The organism is Fibrobacter sp. UWT2 (assembly GCF_900142545.1).
In the GTDB taxonomy this organism is placed as follows: Bacteria; Fibrobacterota; Fibrobacteria; order Fibrobacterales; family Fibrobacteraceae; genus Fibrobacter.
Genome location: NZ_FRBF01000016.1, coordinates 36,333 through 54,568, shown reverse-complemented (window position 1 = coordinate 54,568; position 18,236 = coordinate 36,333). Strand labels below are relative to the sequence as shown.

The 18,236-nt window shown below is 50.3% G+C and carries 18 protein-coding genes; 15 read left to right on the top strand and 3 right to left on the bottom strand.

What is annotated here, in order from left to right:
- Positions 1 to 76: 76 nt before the first annotated feature.
- The 3 genes from BUA40_RS11125 to hisB are packed head-to-tail and all read left to right on the top strand — an operon-like array spanning position 77 to position 2,253.
- A complete protein-coding gene (locus tag BUA40_RS11125) occupies positions 77 to 649 on the top strand; it encodes a Maf family protein (RefSeq protein WP_255369292.1) in 573 nt (190 codons plus the stop codon).
- A complete protein-coding gene (locus BUA40_RS11120) occupies positions 649 to 1,659 on the top strand; it encodes a helix-turn-helix domain-containing protein (RefSeq protein ID WP_072800902.1) in 1,011 nt (336 codons plus the stop codon). Before BUA40_RS11125 ends, BUA40_RS11120 begins: the two co-directional genes overlap by 1 nt.
- Positions 1,660 to 1,668: 9 nt before the next feature.
- Positions 1,669 to 2,253: an imidazoleglycerol-phosphate dehydratase HisB gene (gene hisB / locus BUA40_RS11115; protein WP_072800900.1), complete on the top strand. Its 585-nt coding sequence runs from the start codon at positions 1,669 to 1,671 to the stop codon at positions 2,251 to 2,253.
- A 78-nt stretch (positions 2,254 to 2,331) separates the two neighbouring features.
- On the opposite strand, the gene BUA40_RS11110 is transcribed toward hisB, so the two are convergent.
- Positions 2,332 to 3,936, bottom strand: a complete 1,605-nt coding sequence (locus tag BUA40_RS11110) for an FISUMP domain-containing protein (RefSeq protein ID WP_072800894.1) — start codon at positions 3,934 to 3,936, stop codon at positions 2,332 to 2,334.
- Positions 3,937 to 3,964: 28 nt separating this feature from the next.
- Positions 3,965 to 4,558 carry a hypothetical protein gene (locus tag BUA40_RS11105; RefSeq protein WP_072800892.1) on the bottom strand — a complete coding sequence of 198 codons (594 nt, stop codon included), beginning with the start codon at positions 4,556 to 4,558 and terminating at the stop codon, positions 3,965 to 3,967.
- Positions 4,559 to 4,649: 91 nt separating this feature from the next.
- Here BUA40_RS11105 and BUA40_RS11100 point away from each other — a divergent pair, with 91 nt between their 5' ends.
- The 8 genes from BUA40_RS11100 (at position 4,650) to BUA40_RS11060 (ending at position 12,250) form a co-directional block, all read left to right on the top strand.
- Positions 4,650 to 4,952 (top strand): type B 50S ribosomal protein L31, encoded by a 303-nt coding sequence (locus BUA40_RS11100; RefSeq protein ID WP_072800891.1) that lies wholly within the window; start codon positions 4,650 to 4,652, stop codon positions 4,950 to 4,952.
- Between the two features lie 59 nt (positions 4,953 to 5,011).
- The gene (locus BUA40_RS11095) at positions 5,012 to 5,878 is read left to right on the top strand and encodes a peptidase associated/transthyretin-like domain-containing protein (RefSeq protein ID WP_072800890.1); all 867 of its coding nucleotides are present in this window, start codon (positions 5,012 to 5,014) and stop codon (positions 5,876 to 5,878) included.
- A gap of 156 nt (positions 5,879 to 6,034) precedes the next feature.
- Positions 6,035 to 7,600: a glycosyl hydrolase 53 family protein gene (locus BUA40_RS11085; protein ID WP_083585377.1), complete on the top strand. Its 1,566-nt coding sequence runs from the start codon at positions 6,035 to 6,037 to the stop codon at positions 7,598 to 7,600.
- Positions 7,601 to 7,636: 36 nt separating this feature from the next.
- Positions 7,637 to 7,891 carry a chorismate mutase gene (locus BUA40_RS11080; RefSeq protein WP_072800883.1) on the top strand — a complete coding sequence of 85 codons (255 nt, stop codon included), beginning with the start codon at positions 7,637 to 7,639 and terminating at the stop codon, positions 7,889 to 7,891.
- Positions 7,891 to 9,033 (top strand): prephenate dehydrogenase/arogenate dehydrogenase family protein, encoded by a 1,143-nt coding sequence (locus BUA40_RS11075; RefSeq protein ID WP_143149785.1) that lies wholly within the window; start codon positions 7,891 to 7,893, stop codon positions 9,031 to 9,033. The genes BUA40_RS11080 and BUA40_RS11075 overlap by 1 nt, the downstream gene beginning before the upstream one ends.
- Positions 9,033 to 10,403 (top strand): 3-phosphoshikimate 1-carboxyvinyltransferase, encoded by a 1,371-nt coding sequence (locus BUA40_RS11070; RefSeq protein ID WP_072800878.1) that lies wholly within the window; start codon positions 9,033 to 9,035, stop codon positions 10,401 to 10,403. The genes BUA40_RS11075 and BUA40_RS11070 overlap by 1 nt, the downstream gene beginning before the upstream one ends.
- 1 nt (position 10,404) lies before the next feature.
- Positions 10,405 to 11,301, top strand: coding sequence for an NAD(+)/NADH kinase (locus BUA40_RS11065; protein WP_072800875.1), 897 nt, complete (start codon positions 10,405 to 10,407; stop codon positions 11,299 to 11,301).
- Between the two features lie 109 nt (positions 11,302 to 11,410).
- The gene (locus BUA40_RS11060) at positions 11,411 to 12,250 is read left to right on the top strand and encodes a hypothetical protein (protein ID WP_072800873.1); all 840 of its coding nucleotides are present in this window, start codon (positions 11,411 to 11,413) and stop codon (positions 12,248 to 12,250) included.
- Positions 12,251 to 12,293: 43 nt separating this feature from the next.
- Here BUA40_RS11060 and ffh read toward each other — a convergent pair whose 3' ends face one another.
- A complete protein-coding gene (ffh, locus tag BUA40_RS11055; RefSeq protein WP_072800870.1) occupies positions 12,294 to 13,658 on the bottom strand; it encodes a signal recognition particle protein in 1,365 nt (454 codons plus the stop codon).
- A 183-nt stretch (positions 13,659 to 13,841) separates the two neighbouring features.
- On the opposite strand from ffh, the gene BUA40_RS11050 reads away from it, so the two are divergent.
- The 4 genes from BUA40_RS11050 to BUA40_RS11035 are packed head-to-tail and all read left to right on the top strand — an operon-like array spanning position 13,842 to position 18,232.
- Positions 13,842 to 15,182 carry an alpha/beta fold hydrolase gene (locus BUA40_RS11050; RefSeq protein WP_072800868.1) on the top strand — a complete coding sequence of 447 codons (1,341 nt, stop codon included), beginning with the start codon at positions 13,842 to 13,844 and terminating at the stop codon, positions 15,180 to 15,182.
- 33 nt (positions 15,183 to 15,215) lie between these two features.
- Positions 15,216 to 16,397, top strand: coding sequence for a hypothetical protein (locus tag BUA40_RS11045; protein WP_072800866.1), 1,182 nt, complete (start codon positions 15,216 to 15,218; stop codon positions 16,395 to 16,397).
- Between the two features lie 10 nt (positions 16,398 to 16,407).
- Positions 16,408 to 16,761: a MetQ/NlpA family ABC transporter substrate-binding protein gene (locus BUA40_RS11040; protein ID WP_072800864.1), complete on the top strand. Its 354-nt coding sequence runs from the start codon at positions 16,408 to 16,410 to the stop codon at positions 16,759 to 16,761.
- A 43-nt stretch (positions 16,762 to 16,804) separates the two neighbouring features.
- Positions 16,805 to 18,232, top strand: a complete 1,428-nt coding sequence (locus BUA40_RS11035) for an MATE family efflux transporter (RefSeq protein WP_072800862.1) — start codon at positions 16,805 to 16,807, stop codon at positions 18,230 to 18,232.
- The last annotated feature ends 4 nt before the right edge of the window (positions 18,233 to 18,236 follow it).

Sequence of the window (18,236 nt, the reverse complement as noted above, 5' to 3'; positions counted from 1 at the left end):
TGAGGGCGCACCTGCGGTGCTTTGAGCAGTGAGGTCGGTCGCAGAAAGCTCCCTCTGAGTAAAAAAGGATGATATGATGGGAAAAACGAAAGTGATTTTAGCGAGTGGTTCGCCGAGGCGCAGAGAAATTCTGCAGTTGATTGGCGTGAACTTTGAGGTGGTGGTTTCTAACGAAGAGGAAAAGCCCTCTTCTACCAATCCGCTGGATTTCCCGAAAGAAAATGCCTCTATCAAGGCCTTGGCGGTTTCTCGCAAGATGCCTTCAGAAATTGTGCTGGGCTTTGACACTTTGGTGTTCCTGGACGGCAAGCCTCTGGGCAAGCCCCATACCGAAGCGGAAGCTTTAGAAATGCTTACAAAGCTTAACGGGAGATCGCACAAAGTAATAACCGGCGTGGCAATCGCCCATGGCGGACAAATTATTAAAGCGGAATGTGAAGAAACAGAGGTCGTTTTTAGAAACTGCTCCAGTCAAGAGCTCGAAAATTATGTAAATTCTAAGGACCCGATGGATAAGGCCGGCGCCTACGGAATTCAGACCGGTGGTGCAAGGCTTATCAAGGAAATTCGGGGGTGCTACTACAACGTGGTGGGTTTGCCTGTGGCACGGATGCTCGGGATGTTGGAAGATTTGAAGGTAGAGGTATAATGTCTATTCAGCCAGAAGAGATGCTGCCCGAAGAAAAGTTGGGTGACTTTATTGCAAGAGTCCGCGCCGCTCGCGGAATGACGATTGAACAGCTTTCTGATGAAATCAAGCTTGGTGTTTCCTATGTAAAGGCTATTGAAGCTAGCGACTGGAGAGTTTTCCCGGTTGCCGCTTATGTGCGTGGTTACTTGCGTTCTATTGGCCATAAGCTCAATATGGACGTGGACCAGATGCTTAGAGCCTATAGCGCCGAATGTGGCGGTCCTTCTAAGCCGTTTTTTGAAACAAGATCTTCTGAAAAGATCAAGCTTTCTCCCTTGAAAGAAGATGAAATCAAGAAGAAAAGCTACGCCGTTCCGGTTGTTATTGTCATTCTCGTACTGGCATTCCTAGTCGCTTCTCATTTCCTGGATCTTGAATCCATTGCGACGAAGCAGGCGCAGGATTCCCAGCCGGCTGAAAAGGCTCCGGTGGCCCAGGAAGAATCTGTCGGTACTCAGGAAATTCCCGATGGCGCTGAAGCTGTTCCGGTAGATTCCATGGCTGTGGATTCTACGGCTGCAAAGGATTCCTCGGCGAAGGATTCTTCTGCCAAGAAGGCTGATGCTACGGTTAGCCAGGCTGTTGTTGACGAAGCGGTGAAGAAATCCGATTTGCCCGCTTCTGCAACGATTTTCATTTCGTCTGATTCCAAGAAGGAAGAAAAGGCTGCAGAAAAAGAAGCTCCGAAAACCAACAAGACAAATTTCGTGTTGATCGGTTCTGGCGAAGCTCTTTCTTGGGTCGGCCTCAAGCGTCGTGAAGATGCAAACGAATTCTTGAAGGAAGCCAATATTTCTAGAGCCGGTGTTCGCATGGTTTATAACACCGGCGATACCCTGTGCGTAACGATTGGCGATCCGACTGCAATTGCCAAGATGCTCTTGAACGGCGTGGAAACTCCGCTGCCTGAAATGAAGTTTGGCCGCGTGACGCGCTTCCGCGTGTACGGTGGCAGAATCGTAAAGTAAAGGTTCAATATGCGTAGCACGAATCTCACTCGCAAGACTGGCGAAACCGATATCGCTCTTTCTTTAAACCTGGATGATTCTACTCCGGGCAAGATCGATTCCGGTAACGGCTTCTTGGACCATATGCTTAATTTGTTCCAAATTCATGGTGGCATTCACCTGGATTTGACTTGCAAGGGCGATATCCACGTGGATATGCACCATAGCATGGAAGACATTGCCATTGTGCTTGGTCAGGCTTTCGTGGAATGCCTCGGTGACAAGAAGGGCATTGAACGCTACGGCTTTTACTTTGTGCCGATGGACGAGGCTTTGAGCCGCGTGTGCATTGACTTTAGCAACCGCATCGGTTTTGTGTGGAACGTAAAGCTCCCGGCTGCCATGGCTGGCGGTATCGAAGCAAGCATGTTCGAACACTTCTTCAAGAGCTTTTGCGAAAACGCCCGCATGAACTTGCATGTGGAACTGTTCTACGGCAATGACAATCACCATTGTCTGGAATCGATTTTCAAGGCATTCGCTCGCGCTGTGGCGATGGCGATTGCCCCGAGCCGCACGGTGAAGGGCATTCCGAGTAGCAAAGGCGTGCTTTAATCCCTCGCTGGAAAATCTGGTTTAAAAAACGCTCCTGATTCCAGGAGCGTTTTTCATATTTAGAACTTGTCGTACTTGCTAGTTCTTGATGCAACGGACATGGGCGTCAAAATCTTTTACGGAACGGCCTATAGCTTCGAACGTAACGCCTGTTTCCTCAGATATAGGAGTTGCCCAGAATTGGTAGGAGTGGTATCCGCTGATGCTTCCAGAGTATTGGATGCTAGATGCAAATACTGCGCCTATGCCGAATTCTCCGGTTGAATAGTATTTTGCCTTATAATAGGGGAAGATGCTGAAACCGTAAGTGTCGTACCCCCAGAAACTGACGGAGTCTTGGGCTCCGTTGATGCGTCTGAACGATTTCCTAGCAACCAAATTGTGGGGGAATTCGTTTCCGCGGGCGCTTTTTGCAAATGCAATCAAGGTATTCCATTCCGTGGAGTCAGGAATATGCCAGCCGTTGGGACAAACGCCCTGTGCGGGCAAATTGACGCCGTAATAGTGTACCGTGACGGTCGGCTTGCTTATTTCGAGCAATTGCGTAAAGAAGTATTGCCTTCCGTACAGGTCGCAGTTTTCTTCTAAGTCGTCTTGGCAGTATCCGCCGAAATTTCCGTCGTAGTTCAGGTTTTCGGCCATCCAGGTCTGTTCGCCGATTTTAACGGTTCTGTAGAAATGATGGTCTCGTTCGTCAATTAACAGACCGTAATCAATCCGCTCTTTCATATCGTCCCAGAGGGGCTTGTGATAGATGTTGCTGCTGTCGAGAACTTCGCCTTCGCCCTTAATGCAGCGGACTGAGTATCCGTTTCGCTTGTCCTTGGTGGGTGAACGGTACATGACTCGTGTGATAATTGCAAAGACATCGGCCGTTTCGTAGGAAATGTCGCTAGCGACCCAGAAACCTGTGATGTTCAGACTGTCGGTAAAAGTGGGGGTGCGGTGCTCTAAATATCCTGAACCGACGGCGAAAAATCCTACTTCGTTTGTGCCTACGGTACCGTTTTCCCAACTATAGGGGGCGCGCAGTTTTTCGTAGGCGTTGGTGTTGCCGCTTAATTTTTGCAGGACCTCGAAATCTTTTGTGGTGGGCAGGTGCCAACCTTCGGGGCAAATCCCTTGAACAGGAGCATCCGGTCGCTTGCGCCAAAGGCGTTCCGTATTGTATTTTTCATCGACGTTCATGGCGCCGCTCCAAGTGTAGAGGGCTCCGTAATCGGCACATCTGTCGTCATGGTTGTTGTAGCACCAGTCGTTGATATGGTTCAACGAATCGAAACCCTTGCGGTAGCGCAAATTTTCGGCCATCCAGACTTGCTCGCCAATGGTGATGTACTTGTAGGACTGGGAATCTCTTGCATCGACAAAGCTTGGCAGTGAATCGAAATTGATAACGACGCGTTCGCTGCTAGAAGATTCCGGTGCCTCGGCTGCAGAGGACTCCGGTGCTTCGGATGAAGATTCCGGTTCTTTCGACGAAGATTCAGGGAGAGCGTCAGAAGATGACTCGATTGTCGAAGCCTCCCTGGAGGATGACGATTCTATAGCTGTTTCGGAAGATGACGAAATCTCCTGGTCGTTGGGTGAGTCTTGCCCGAGGTCTACTTTTTGTACCATGGTGTCTTCATTGGAACAAGCGAATAGGGCCAACAGTAGGGGCAATAAATAGATCTTTTTCATGTTCTCTCCTTTAAAATGTCAATACCCCTTAGAGCTTAGGGACGCGGACTTTATCGCCGGCGTTTAAATGCTCTAGCATGACGCCGGCGTTTACGGATTGCAGGGCCGAAAGCACGTAAAAGCGGGGGAGTCCTTGGACTCCGGCGCCGTAGGTACGCTTTAACAGCTTGAACAGGTCGTCGCCGTCGTTTGCGGTGACCGTTTTATACAGGCTTGCGTTAGAGGGATCGGACTGCAACTTGGAAAGCGCTGTCGCGAACCGGTCTGCAAAGAGTTCCGCGGAATTGTCGGCCTTGGGGGTATTTGCCTGTTTTGCCCCCGCGGACTTGCCTGCGTGGTTCGCCTTCGGGGTTGCGTCTTTTTTGCCCGTGACAGAGCCTGGCAGCTTGAAAACCGGGGCTTCGAACACATTCATGTTGATTTTGGCTTCGGCGTCTGCGCCCTTTTTAATGGGCTCCAGTGCCAAAATAGAGTCCAAACCGGCGATGTAGGCGCTGTCGGGCCACTCGGTAAGGGGCATTTTTTGGTCGGTGACGATGATCTTTGCAACGGGGCTGTCGTTGCCACACCCCATCAAAAATGCGGGAATAACTGTAAAAAATGCCTTAAAAAAACTGTTCATACTCCCAAAAATACTATTTCCCTTGCCAAAATGGCCGAATTCTTCTAAATTTAGGCTCTCAAAATTAACTGCTTCAATAGGAAGTTTAAAAATGAAAGAAGGTATCCACCCTAACTATCAACCGGTCGTGTTCGTCGATGCGAATACGGGTAAAGAATACATCACCCGCTCCACGAAGTCTTCCGCCGAAAAGAAGACTATCGATGGTGTTGAATATAGCGTAATTTCTCTCGAAATTACGGCTGATACCCATCCGTTCTGGACGGGCAAGCAGCATCGCGTGGATACGGCTGGCCGTATCGACCGCTTCAACAAGCGTTTCTCTGGCAACATCACTGGTGCAAAGCGTAAGACCCGCAAGGCTGCTCCTGCCAAGGCTGAAGACGCTGAATAATTACAGATAAATGAATTGGCTCCCTATAAAAAGGGAGCCTTTTCTTAAAAAGGACTCTTATGAAAAAGCAACTCTTTATTGGTGCAGCCGCTCTCGTGGCTATGGCTATGACCGGTTGCCAGAAGACTGGTACTATCGAAGGTGTCGTTCTTGATCCGTTTACCGGCAAGGCTATCGAAATGCCCACTGTTTGGATGGATTCTACCATTTTCGGTACCCAGAACCCGAAGTACCCGTACAAGACTGATCTCCAGCAGGGTAAGTTCAAGTTCGAAAAGGTGCCCGTTGGCAACTACCTGATCAAGGCTCGTCGCTCCAAGTACATTCTCGGCCAGCAGAACATTGCTACCGACGAAAAGAACCCGAACCTCTCTGTGACTCTGTACGAATACAGCGACCAGATCAAGCCGGGTCTCTACAAGAGCGGTACTACCGAAGGTCCTGAAAAGATTGATAACCAGTGGGTCGTGTACTCCACGAGCTGCAGCGAATCTGTTGCCGGTTACCGTTTGACCATGCCGATCAACACCGATGCAGGCAAGGTTCCTGGCCAGAAGACTGACAAGAAGAAGAAAAAGAAGGCTGACAAGGGCGCTGCCAAGGTTTCTAACCTCCCGGCTCCGTTGGCTGTGGACGCTTCCATCAACGTGTTCTACGTGAATGCTAGCTCCGTGACTTCTCCGCTGGTCGCCACCACTTACCCCGCCGTCGAAGGCAAGGTCGCTGACCACTCCGACTGCCAGGGCTTCGGTGCTGACGAAAAGACCGGTCTCTTTGTCAACAAGGACAAGGGCACTGCTCTGAACGTGGAATACAAGGCTGAAAACTTGTTCCAGATTACGGGTAACCTCCCGGCTGGCAAGCAGATTCTCCAGCTCTCCCAGGATGGCAAGACTCTGCAGACCTACTATTTCCAGGTCAAGTAATTTTACGGCATAGGGCTTAGCCCTGTCTGTTGAATTTAGCGAAAGGCTCCGCTTTGCGGGGCCTTTTGCTGTATATGGCGCTATATTTGCCGCGCAAGGCCCAGTGTAAAGAATTCGTTTGTTGATTTTTAAGGGCGTTTTGTATAGATTAGAGGCATGGGATTGAATAAGCTTTTACCATTTGGCTTTGTGTTTGGTGCGCTTACCTTGAGCGCTTGCGGTGGCGATTCGGATAATGCCGCCCAGTTTGATTACGAGGTGGTTGATTCTTCGCCGAGTAGTGTCCAGAGAGATACTTTTTATGTGGAACCTGGTGTCGAGCAGCCGGATTATAGTTCGCCGAGCCTCGGTGGCGATTCAATCGGCTTGGAATTCTCGTCTGCATTTGAACCTCTGCTTTCGTCGGAATCGAATGTACCGGAGTCTTCGGGTACGGAACTGCCGATTTCTTCTGCGGATATAGAAATGTCATCGGGTGGTGTGATGTCGGGTTCTTCGTCGGCGGAAATGTCTTCGGGCGCTATATTGCCGAAATCGTCTTCGTCGAGAATTGTTCCCGATTTGTCTTCGGATTCGAGGCCGCCGCGTTCCTCGTCTTCCAAGATGGAACCTCCTCCGGAATCTTCTTCTAGAATGGAGCCGCCCTCTTCTTCGAGCAAGGGGCCTGCGCTTGACTTTAGCTTCTATAACGGTGCGGACATTTCGACGGTGCAGGAATACGAGCGCTGGGGTACCAAGTTCTACGATGTCGACGGCTCCGAAAAAGACATCTTTACGCTCCTGAAAGACCACGGATTCAATGCGATTCGCTTGAAGACTTTTGTGAGTCCGAAGGCGCAGTACGGTTATGCGGCGTCGGGCTGCGATCATGATGCCGAAAGTTATGCCGACAAGGACCACATTATTGCGTATGCGAAAAAGATTAAGGCGGCAGGCATGGCCTTCTTGCTGGACATCCATTACAGCGACAACTGGGCGGATCCTGGCAAGCAGATTATCCCGAGCCGCTGGCGTAATGTGACAAGCTCCGATGCCATGGCGGATTCCGTGTACAACTACACTTACGACTTGATTAATTCGCTTAAGCAAGTGAATGCGACTCCGGAAATGGTGCAAATCGGTAACGAAACCACGCCGGGCATTTTGATTCATGTGCCGAACAGCAAGACGGATTGCTGGGGTAATGGGGTAGATAAGGCGTCTACTGCAATCAATGGCGATATGGGTACAAGTGCCGGCAAGGCCAATGCGGGCAAGTACTTTAAGGCGGGCATCCGTGCTGTCAAGGCGGTGTCGCAAAATATCAAGACGGTTCTCCATATCGAAAGCATTCGCAAGACTAACACGGTCAACTGGTGGATGGAAGAAATCTTCAAGAACCAGAAGGTTCCTGCTGATGTGATGGGATTCTCGGCGTACACCGCTTACGGTGACGATAAGCCGGATAAGTGGAATAGTTTGTTCAAAAGCTTGATTTCGACTTATTCGAATTTGGAATTCATTGTGGCCGAATACAATGGCGGTGAATCGGACAACACGTATTCTTATGATGGTTCGCGCAAGAAGGCTGTCGATATGGTTCGCGGACTAGACCGCTGGATTGGCGCCTTTTTCTGGGAACCCACTTTGAGCGGGGCCTGGGGCCCGTCGCTATTTGACTGGGATGGCCCGAACATGAAGGCCAATAAGAAGGCTTTTGACGAGTACAAGGTGGAGTTTTAAGCGACACCAAGGAGCCATTTTTCTAAATTCAACACTATGAATATTGAAGACTGGCGCAACCGTATTGATGAACTGAATGATGAACTGATTGCCCTTTTGAACAAGAGGGCAACCTATGCGACTGAAATCGGAAAAATCAAGAAAGAAAAGGGTCTCCCTGTTTTCGATGCCAGTAGGGAAGATGCCGTTCTCGAAAAAGTGGCGACCCTGACAAAGGGCCCGCTTTCGCCGGAATCCATCAAGAATATTTTCCGCGTCATTATGCAAGAAACCCGAAAGGTGGAGGAGTAGTGCGCTTTACTTTTGTTGGCTTTGGACTTTTGGCAAGTTCGGTAGCCGCAGCCATTAAGCAGGCGAAGTTGCCGACGGTGGTGCGTGCGGTGAGTAGCCCTGCCACGCTTGCTCGTGCAAAAGAACTGGGACTTGCCGATGAATTTTACGGCTACGACGAAATCAAGGACTGGGTTCCTGGTTCCGACGTGATTTTGCTTTGCGCTCCGATTCTCCATATCTTAAAGACGATTGAAAACTTGTCGCAGATGGATTTGTCTCTGCTGGATGCTCAAAAGCAGATTCTGGTGAGCGATATCGGATCGACCAAGGTGGAAATTTGCAAGGCAGGGGCTAAGCTCCCGAAGCCGTTTGTGTTTGTGGGCAGCCACCCGATGGCTGGCTCCGAAAAGCGTACGCTCGAATACAACGATCCTTCGATTTTTGAGAATGCCTACTGGTTCGTATGCCCGCCCGAAGGCGTAGATGAATCGGTGTACAAACCGCTCTTGAACTTGATTTCTTTTGTGGGCGCAAATGCCGTGGTGTTCCCGCCGGAACATCATGACCGCACCATGGCTTGGGTGTCGCACATGCCGCAGATGCTTTCTTCAACGCTGGCGGCGAGCATGCCGGAGCGCTTGGTGAAGCCCAACTACCAGCATTACGCAGGTCGCGCCTTTAGAGATATGACGCGCATTGCCGCCTCTGGCTGGAACATGTGGCACGATATAGCCGTCACGAACCGCGATCAGACGGTGCTTGCGCTTAAAGAAGTGCGCGCCGGAATCGACAAGACTGTCGAGGCCATGGAAAGCCTAAAGGTGGTTTGCGATGGCAAGCCCGCGGGCGATGATTGCTCTGCTGCGTTGGAAACGGTTTTCAAGGCCGGTAACGATGGCCGTGCAAGCCTGTTTGCGCCGGGCCGCAATGCCGCAGCCGCCTTCTCTGAAATTACGGTGCCCCTGAAAGATGTACCGGGTGCGCTGTTGCAGGTGCTGCAACCCCTTGCCGACAACAATTTGAACATTCGCGATATTGAACTGATGAAAGTCCGCGAAAATATTGCAGGCACATTGCTGCTTGCGTTTAAGACCCCTGAAGAGGCCCGCCGTGCCATGCAGATTCTGTTGCAACTTGGCTACGACGTAAAGGAACGCTAATGGAATTTGTTTTAAACCCCGACCGCGAACGTATGGAGCTTGCGCTGGTGATGGCGCTGCTTGTGAATGGTCGTACCGTTTTTGAAGACTTTTCTTTTGCTGCTGGTGTAGAACCTTTTGCCGAGGCACTCAAGGAATTTGGCCTGAATTATACGCAACAGGGCCATCAGCTGGTACTCGAAGGCAAGGGCTTTCAGTATAGCTTGCCGGACATGCTCCCTATGGATATGAGCGAGTCCCGCTCTGTAATGCTTTGGACTCTGGCTTCAAAAGACGTTGAGCAGATTTATACATTCGCTGCCGAAAATGACGAAGCGGGAATTGCAAAGGTCGCACACGCCAAGGAACTTTTGCAGAAGTATTTCAAGGTGAAGCCTGTCGCCGATGAACCGGCAAAGTTTACGTTTACTTTTGCTGCCGAAGATCCGGCGATCAAGAAGGATTCTCTCGGCAATGTGGCGACCGTGATGCGCAACCGCTTGCTGTTGCGTACGCTGATTCGTGGCGAATACCTGTCTTTCGAAGAAAAGGGCTCGGTTCATGATCAGTGGACCAAAATGCTCATGTACTTTGGCGTTTCGTTGAAGTATGAATCTCGCGGCATGGAACAGCTGACGGAATTGGAACGCCGCATGATGATGGCTCGCGGCCAGAAAATTGAACGCACCCAGTTTACCGAGATTTCTGAAACGCCGGTGATTACGGGCCGCGACTACTATGTTCCGGGCGATACCACCGAAGCCATGGCTTTGGCGTTGCTTGCGACGATTGCGAGCATCCCCAAGAATACGGAAGTGGCGCTCAAGAATGTGGACTTGAACAGTTCCCGTGCGGGAGCCCTTACATGCCTCAAGCGTATGGGCGGAAACTTCGAAACGGTGAGCCGCCGCGAGCGTTTTGGTGATGTCTATGGCGATGTCATGGTTTACCCGCTGGCTTCGGGCAAGCGTCTGCAGGGCCGTCGCTTTTCGGAAGATACCATTGCGACGGGTATCGAGGAATATCCCTTCTTGGCCGTAGCAGCTTGCTTTGCCGAAGGTGAAACGATTCTGCGCATTCCCAAGGAACTGCGTAAGGAAATGCGCCCCACGAACGAAGCCTTGGCAGAAAACTTGCGCAAGACGGGCGCCGAAGTGGGCGTCTACGATGACGGCCTTGTGATTCGCGGGCTAGAAACGATTGTGAACGGAAGCGACTTTGACGGGGGAGAGGTGCCGCAGAATGGCCTGGCTCTTTCCGTGCTTTCCATAGCTCTTGAAAATGATGAACCTGTGGCGAATTCCGAATTGGTCGAAGCGACTTATCCGGGCGTATTGCAGAAGCTAAAGCTTTTGTTGGAACAGGCCACGGCAAAGCCGGAGGAAACCTAAGATGAAGAAGAATGGAAAAATGAATTTCCAGACTATTGGCATCGTGGGCTGGAAAGACAAGAATCCGGATTTGGCTCTTGCGCTTGACATGATTTCCAAGTGGGCGGTGGAGCATCCGCAGGTCACCTTCTGCGTTCTGGATAACCTGAAGGATTTGGCACATAAGCCCATCAAGGTTGTCAAGGAAAATGTGCTTTGCAAGTCGGATTTGCTCCTGGCCATTGGCGGCGACGGTACGGTGCTTTCGGCGGCGCATATGGCGCTCGGGCACGACACGCCCATTCTGGGCGTGAACGCGGGTCGTGTGGGCTTTTTGGCTGAGACTCGCGTGGAAGGCCTTTCGCAGACTTTGGATAGCTTGCTTGCCGGTGACTTTTCGACCCGCGAGCGCATGATGATTGAAGCTGTGGTTTACCATGGCAAGAAACAAGTCGCCAAGCAGACGGTGTTGAACGAGGTGCACGTTCGTGCGCACGCGCCCGAGCGTATGGTGAATGTGAGCGTAGAATACAACGGAACGGCTTTGACCGATTACTGGGCCGATTCTCTGCTCGTGTCAACTCCGACGGGTTCTACCGCTTACAACTTGGCGGCAGGCGGTCCCATTATTCACCCGGCAACGCCTGCGGTGGTGTTGACTCCGGTGGCTCCCAGTAGCCTTTCGGTGCGTCCGCTGGTGCTTTCGCTTTCTTCCAAGAAACTTCAGATGAAGTCTGCGGTCGATGGCCCACTCGACTTGGTGTTCGATGGCCGTACCACGGTGGTGTTGAAGCCTAATGATGTGGTGACTCTCGCCGAAAGCAAGTCGGTGACGACCTTTATTCGCATGCGCCATACGGGTTTTGTGGGTGCGCTTCGCGAAAAGCTTGGTTGGACGGGAAAACCGAGGCAGGTCTAGAAAAGTGTCATTCTGAGCTATGCGAAACTAAGAACTTTAGTTCTAAAGTTGAGTTATCCTCTTTGTGGAGAAGTGCGTAGCACGGAGTCGAAGAATCTAAGGGAGCTATATGAAAAGATTGAAAATCGCATTTTTAGTTTGCTTTAGCATGTTGGCTTTCGCTGGTTGCGCAGGCAGCCAAGGCGGCGATGATGCTTCGGGTGATGCGAGCATGAAGGACGCTCCGTGTCAGGAATGCGGAACCCGCGGCGATATCGAACTGAAGATCACGAACGAAAAATTCTACCGCGAGTGGAACAAGAAGGCGTATAGCCGCATGGATTCAACGGCGGTATGGGGCGTTTTTCCGTCGCTTTCGATTAAGGCTGACCGCCCCGAAAAATGCAAGTTCTGCCACAGCTACAGCGCAGACGCTCTGGATTTTGACTTGGCCCGCGTCGAAGATTCCTTGATGGTCAAGGCATTCCCCAAGATGCGCCGCGAACTCATGCTCCCGGGCATGCGCCTGCCGGATGCGGATTCCGCTTATGTGGATAGCCTTTCGAACATGCTGCTAGGCTCCATCTTTGCCGACGGTAAAAAGCTGAGCGATATGAGCCCGTGGCTGGAACGCGACGGGGTGGAGCAGGATATTTCCCGTGAACTTTCCAAGGACTTCAAGAACTTGCTGAATGCTTTAGCTAGCCGCTACGAATTGCGCTATGTGTCCATTCCGGTAGTGCTGAATGTGCGTATGGATACGGACCTCGGCAAGAGCGGTGGCTATACTTGGCAAACGCTTTGGACGCTATGGGACGCCCGCTACGGGGAACTTGTGTTCCTCGTGTATTCGGAATTCACCGCTGCGACCACCAGTCGCGTGGCACCCGAAAAAGAATGGGCGGAACCTTTCGCGTCCCGCCTCTGGAAAATGCTTTCTACAGATTTAAGCAAGCTCGAAAATCACTAAAGCGATTTGTTAAAGCAAAAGCCCGGTTGACCGGGCTTCACTTTTATTTCTTCTTCTTTTTCTTCTTGTCTTTAGGCGGCGTGTAGTTGGAACCTACTTGGCCGCCGTTGTTTTGTCTGCGGGCCATGTCGCCGACCTTCTTGAACATTTCCTTCATGGTCTCGTACTGCTTGAGCACGGCGTTCACGCGACCGATTTCGGTGCCGGAACCCTTGGCCACGCGAGCCTTGCGGCTGCCGTCCAAAATATCAGGCTTCTTGCGTTCCTTCGGGGTCATGGAGCTGAGCACGGCTTCTACGTAAACGAGTTCCTTTTCGTCAATCTGGTCGATGGGGAGCTTGTTCAGACCCGGAATCAGGCTCAGAATGTCCTTGATGCGGCCGAGCTTCTTGATAGTACGCAACTGGTTCAAGAAATCGTTCAGGTCGAAGGTGTTGTTGAGAATCTTCTTCTTCAGGTCCTTGGCGTCTTTTTCGTCGATGACCTGCTGCGCTTTTTCCACAAGGCTGACCACGTCGCCCATGCCGAGGATTCGGCTGGCCATACGGTCGGGGTGGAAAAGTTCAATATCCGAAAGTTTTTCGCCGACGCCGATAAAGCAGATAGGCACGCCCGTCATCTTCTTGATGCTGAGGGCTGCACCGCCGCGGGTGTCGCCATCCATCTTGGAAAGGCATACGCCCGTAAACGAGAGGCGCTGCCAGAAGGTTTCGGCCACGTTCACGGCTTCCTGACCGATCATGGCGTCTGCCACGAACAGGATTTCGTCGGGGTGAACAGCTTCCTTGGCCTTTTCGAGTTCCTGCATCAACTCTTCGTCGATCTGCAGACGGCCTGCGGTATCGTAAATGACTAAATCAAAACCGTTGTCCTTGGCGTACTGGTAACCGTGCTTGATGATTTCCACCGGATCGCCTTGGCCTTCGTCATAAACGGGGATGCCGATGGACTTGCCGAGCACCTGCAACTGCTTGATAGCGGCGGGGCGGTATACGTCAGCGGCCACCAGAAGGGGCTTGCGTTTTTTCTTGCTGCGCATCCAAAGGGCAATCTTGCCGGCGAAAGTCGTCTTACCGGAACCCTGCAGGCCAGCCATCATGATGCCTACCGGAGCCGGGCCCGACAGGTTGATTTCCTTGGTTTCGCCACCCATCACGGCCACGAGTTCGTCGTGGATGATCTTCACAATCTGCTGACCGGGAGTCACCGAGGTAAGCACTTCGGAGCCCATGGCCTTTTCCTTGACGGCCTTAACAAAGTCGCGGGTCACGTTGAAGTTCACGTCGGCTTCGAGGAAAGCGCGGCGCACTTCGCGCAGCGATTCGGCGACGTTTTCTTCGGTGAGCTTGCCCTGCCCGCGCAGGTTCTTGAGAGTAGATTCTAGAGAGTCAGTCAGCTGTGAAAACATAGTGGGTCAAATATAGTAATTTCTTGCTTGGACTTTGAATTTGAGGTAAGCCGTTTGCTCACGATAAAATGAACTTGTTATAGAAAAAAGCTATCAATTGCCATGAAAAAATAGTATTGGACGTAAACCTCCGTAAAATCTAATATTGAGCCCGATTTAAAACGAATACAAACGGAGGCTTCAATGACAATTCATAATAATTTTGCTTTATTCTCGGCAGCAATTCTTGCTTCTACACTTTTCTTTGCCGCTTGCTCTGATGACTCAAGTAGCGCCCCCGAAGAAAAATCTTCTCACGAAGAAGAAACTTCCCACGAAGAGCACCATGGCCATCACATGGAAGAACCTAGCGTCGGTGACCTGACGCTTGGAGATGAAGATATCCAGGATGGATTCATTTTCTTGCAAGATACAACAATCAATGGTGTGCTGACGGTTTCTACGACAACGCCAGGTGCAACGGTCCTAAAGAATGTCAAGGTGACCGGAAATTTGCTCATCAAGCGTTCTGGCCGTGTTGATTTTTCTGGAAGTGCCGATGTTGTTCATGTGGGGAGCAGCAATACGGATGTCTATGCCTTTGAAGATGAAGCTCAGGTGAACGGGCATCATTTTATGGGCAAGAATAATACCTTTACAACAAAAAGTTTTGCCGAATACCAGAATGTCGACTGGACAGAAAAATCGGTTGACCTTGCAACGGGAATACATTTGGCCTATACAGTGACGGGTGATGAAAAGGGAACTCCGGTCGTATTGATTCACGGACTTACCGATGGTCGAGTTTCTTGGTCGCAGGTGGCACCGTCGCTTGCCAAAAAAGGCTATCGCGTTTATGTACCCGAATACCGCGGCAATGGAAAAACGGACAAGCCGATTGATGAATCTTCGTATTCTGTCGCTGAACTTGCAAGCGATATAGCAGCCTTTGTCGAAAAACTTGGCCTGAAAAAAGTTCACATTGTGGGACATTCGCTTGGAGCCTTTATTGCTCAGGAATTGTCCATTACGAATGCAGAGCTTGTTTCTTCGATTACCTTGATTGGTTCAGGTGCTTCGGTTGACGAGAAGAATGCCACGCTGGATTGGCTTGTGAACGGTACCGACGATGAATCGTTCGATGGCATTTATGCATACGATTCGACCCAGAAACTCCCTGAAAGCTTTATTCAGGCGTGGGGCTACAGCATGAATCCGGATAAGGATTTTCAGGCCGCCAATCTGGAACACTTGAAACAAGTGCCTTACTATGTGTGGAAATACTTGGTCAAGAATCTTTTGAAAATTGATAATACCAAGCGTCTTTCTTCGATTGCGACGGATGTTCAAATCATATGGGGCACCAAGGATGCCTTGTTCGATAACGAATCTCAGAAAACCTTGCAAAAGGGACTTTCTGGAGCAAAAAGTGTTGTGTTTCACGAAGTTGAAGGTGCCGACCACAATACCCATTGGGGCTCTGCCGAAGACGTGAAAACGGTAACGGGTTATATCGATGAATTTATTAAGAGTTTGAAAAAGTAATCTTGTAAGTGATGGGTGCCAGAATTTATTTGTATGAATAAACGAATATTATTGTATGTCCTTCTATTAGTCGGTTTGTCGCTTGCCTTTGAGCGTCCTAAGCTGGACCTTTCGGGAATGATTATGGTTCACGCTTATGCCGACTGGAATACTGATGAATCGAACGTTGTGCATCGTTATGAATCTATGCTAGACTTGGATTTCGATGTCCGTTTTAACGATCGTTGGTCTGCATGGCTCGAAATTGAAGCGATGGGAATGGCGATGGATGGAATGGAAGATATGGAAGGCATGGATATGGGCGATGATGCGACCATGGATCCTGTGCACCCGACTGTCGTTTTTAACGGAGCTTATGTTCAATATGCGCCTTCTGAACACTTGGCTTTTCGTATTGGCGATTTAAATTATTTCGAAGGTCTGTTCAAAAATTATTATGATTTTGGCGACCCTCGGGACGATGCGGCGGGCATAAGGCAAAAGTCTATTCGCGGCGTTGAATTCTTGTGGAATGGCTTGCAACTCAATGTCGGCTTTGGTAGCGGAAGTAACGACCAAAGTTGCTATTACCACTATATGTTCGGCGAATACATGGGAATGGATTGCAAAGAAGGCCTTACGTACGAAATTCATGCCGCTTACGATTTTGAAATTGCAGGCCAGGTATTTCGCCCTTATGCCGATTACAAAAGCTATCAGCGAAAGGATTTTAATGAACTTTATGCTGGGCTAGATATTTCGCTTTCGTCGGAACATTTTGCCTTGCATGGATTATACGGCTATCATTCGGTCTTCTTGGCTAGCGATGATGCGGTGTCGAATCATGTATTCTTGGCTGAACCGTCGTTTGAATTTTCGAGATTTTGCATCATAGGTTCTCTGTTCTATGCGGTTATCGATGACCCGGAACGTACATTCTTGGAAATGACAACTCGTCCGGAATACTTTTTTGTAGCGGTAGAACCGAGCGTAGCCTTGCTGGAATCCTTAAGTATTGGTATCCCTCTTGAATACCATACGAATACTTTAGACAAAGATGAAGATTTGCAATCGTGGCGCGTCGGTGGACGGTTCTACTTTAATGTTCCCGGTTACAAAATAAATATTATCTCGATGGTTCTTGCCGACATCCCTGACGATAAAGATTGGCCGTCCGAAGGCAATAAAAACGATCCTTCTTTGATATTCGGCGTCGAAGTTATGTTCGATTTCTAGTGGGGGGACTGTGAAAAAAATACTTTTATTATGTGCTTTATTAAGTTCTTTTGCTGCGGCTCGATTTGACTGTTGCGCCCGTAAGCATGCAACCCTCAAAAAAGAAGTGACGGCAGTGACCGTGACGGTGGGCGTCGTAAATGCAGAAGATGAATCAACGCTGAAAAAAGTGTCGGCTTCGCTTTCTAGCGAAGGAATCCAACTCCAGGTAAAAAAGTTGGGCGACCAGGGCAAGGCATCCGAAGCGCTTTCAAATGGGCTTGTCGATGCCCTGTATACAGGTAGCCTCCAGGCTCGCCCTGATACCGAAAAGAAAGAAGTCCTTTCAACCTTAAAAAAGAAACTTGAAAGTGTTGCTCGATAGAAACTTGCATAAATTGTAAAAATTTCTATATTTGTCGCCCAATATGGTCGACGCAATACTCAATAAGTTCTACAGACCGTCTAAATTCAAGAAAAACGGTGATGTGAAGGATGTGCTCGTGGTAGCACTTCCCATGCTTATGTCGATGTCTTTCGACACGATCATGACTTTTATTGATCGCCTGTTCCTTTCGAAACTTGGCCCGGCCGAAATGAATGCGGCTCTTGGAGCGGGGGCAGTGCAACTTGCGCTCACCATGTTCTTTACCGGAGCCATCAGCTACACGACCGCTATGGTGGCGCAGCGCCTGGGTGGCAAAAAGCGCTGGGATTGTGCCCGTGTGTTCATGCAGGCGGTGTACCTGTCGCTTGTTTCGGTGCCGCTTTTGTACCTTACGATTCCGCTAGGGCACTTGGCTTTTGGAATGGAACATTTGCCGGCAGACCAGCTGCAGTATCAAAAGACCTACTTCAACATTCTGATGTTCGGTGGCATCATTAACTTGGTGCGCAATGCGGCTCCGTGTTTCTTTAGCGGTATCGGCGAAACCAAGATTGTCATGAAGGCAGCCTTTGTCGGCATGATTGTGAATGTCGTCTGCAACTTCTTCTTGATTTACGGCTTTGGCCCGATTCCCGCCTTGGGCGTGGCGGGCGCCGCTTACGGTACCCTGATTGGGAACCTGGTTTCGACGGTGATTTTGTTTGCGAAATTCTTCGGCAAAAATTGCCACGACCGATTCCGCACCCGTTATGCGTTTGCGTTTAGCTGGCCTTTGACCAAGGAACTCTTGCAGAAAGGAATTCCTTCCGGTGTCGAAATGTGCCTGAATATGGCGGCGTTCCAGCTCCTGATTCTTATGTTCCATGCGCTTGGGCCCGAATCGGCAACTGCGTCTTCGGTCATGTTCAACTGGGACATGGTGGCCTACGTTCCGCTGATGGGCCTTGAAGTAGCCTCTACAAGCCTTGTGGGGCGTTACGTGGGTGCGCGCGACGGTGCCGCGGCAACGCGTTCGACTTATTCCGGCCTCAAACTCGGCTGGGGATATTCCTTGCTGATGGGTGTTTTCTTTATTTTCTTGCCGGGTATTCTCACGGATATATTCAAGCCCGATGCGGCTGAAGCATCTGCCGAGGCGCTAGCTATTTTCGCGGCGGCGCGGCCTATGAGCATTTTCATGCTGCGAATTGCGACCTTCTACATTTTCGTAGAAGTCTTGCTCGTGATTTATGCGGGTGCACTTCGCGGTGCGGGCGATACCGTGTGGGTCATGTTCGCGTGTGCCATTATGAATTGGTGCGTGGCGGGAGCCTTGTATGTGGCAGCTTACATTTTCCACCTGCCGGCTCAATACGCCTGGATTACGGTCGTTGCCGTGTACAGTACGGCTCCGCTTATTTTCTGGATTCGCTGGAAGAGCGGCAAATGGCGTAAGCATGTGATGGACAAAGATCGCCTAGCGGCCTAGCCCT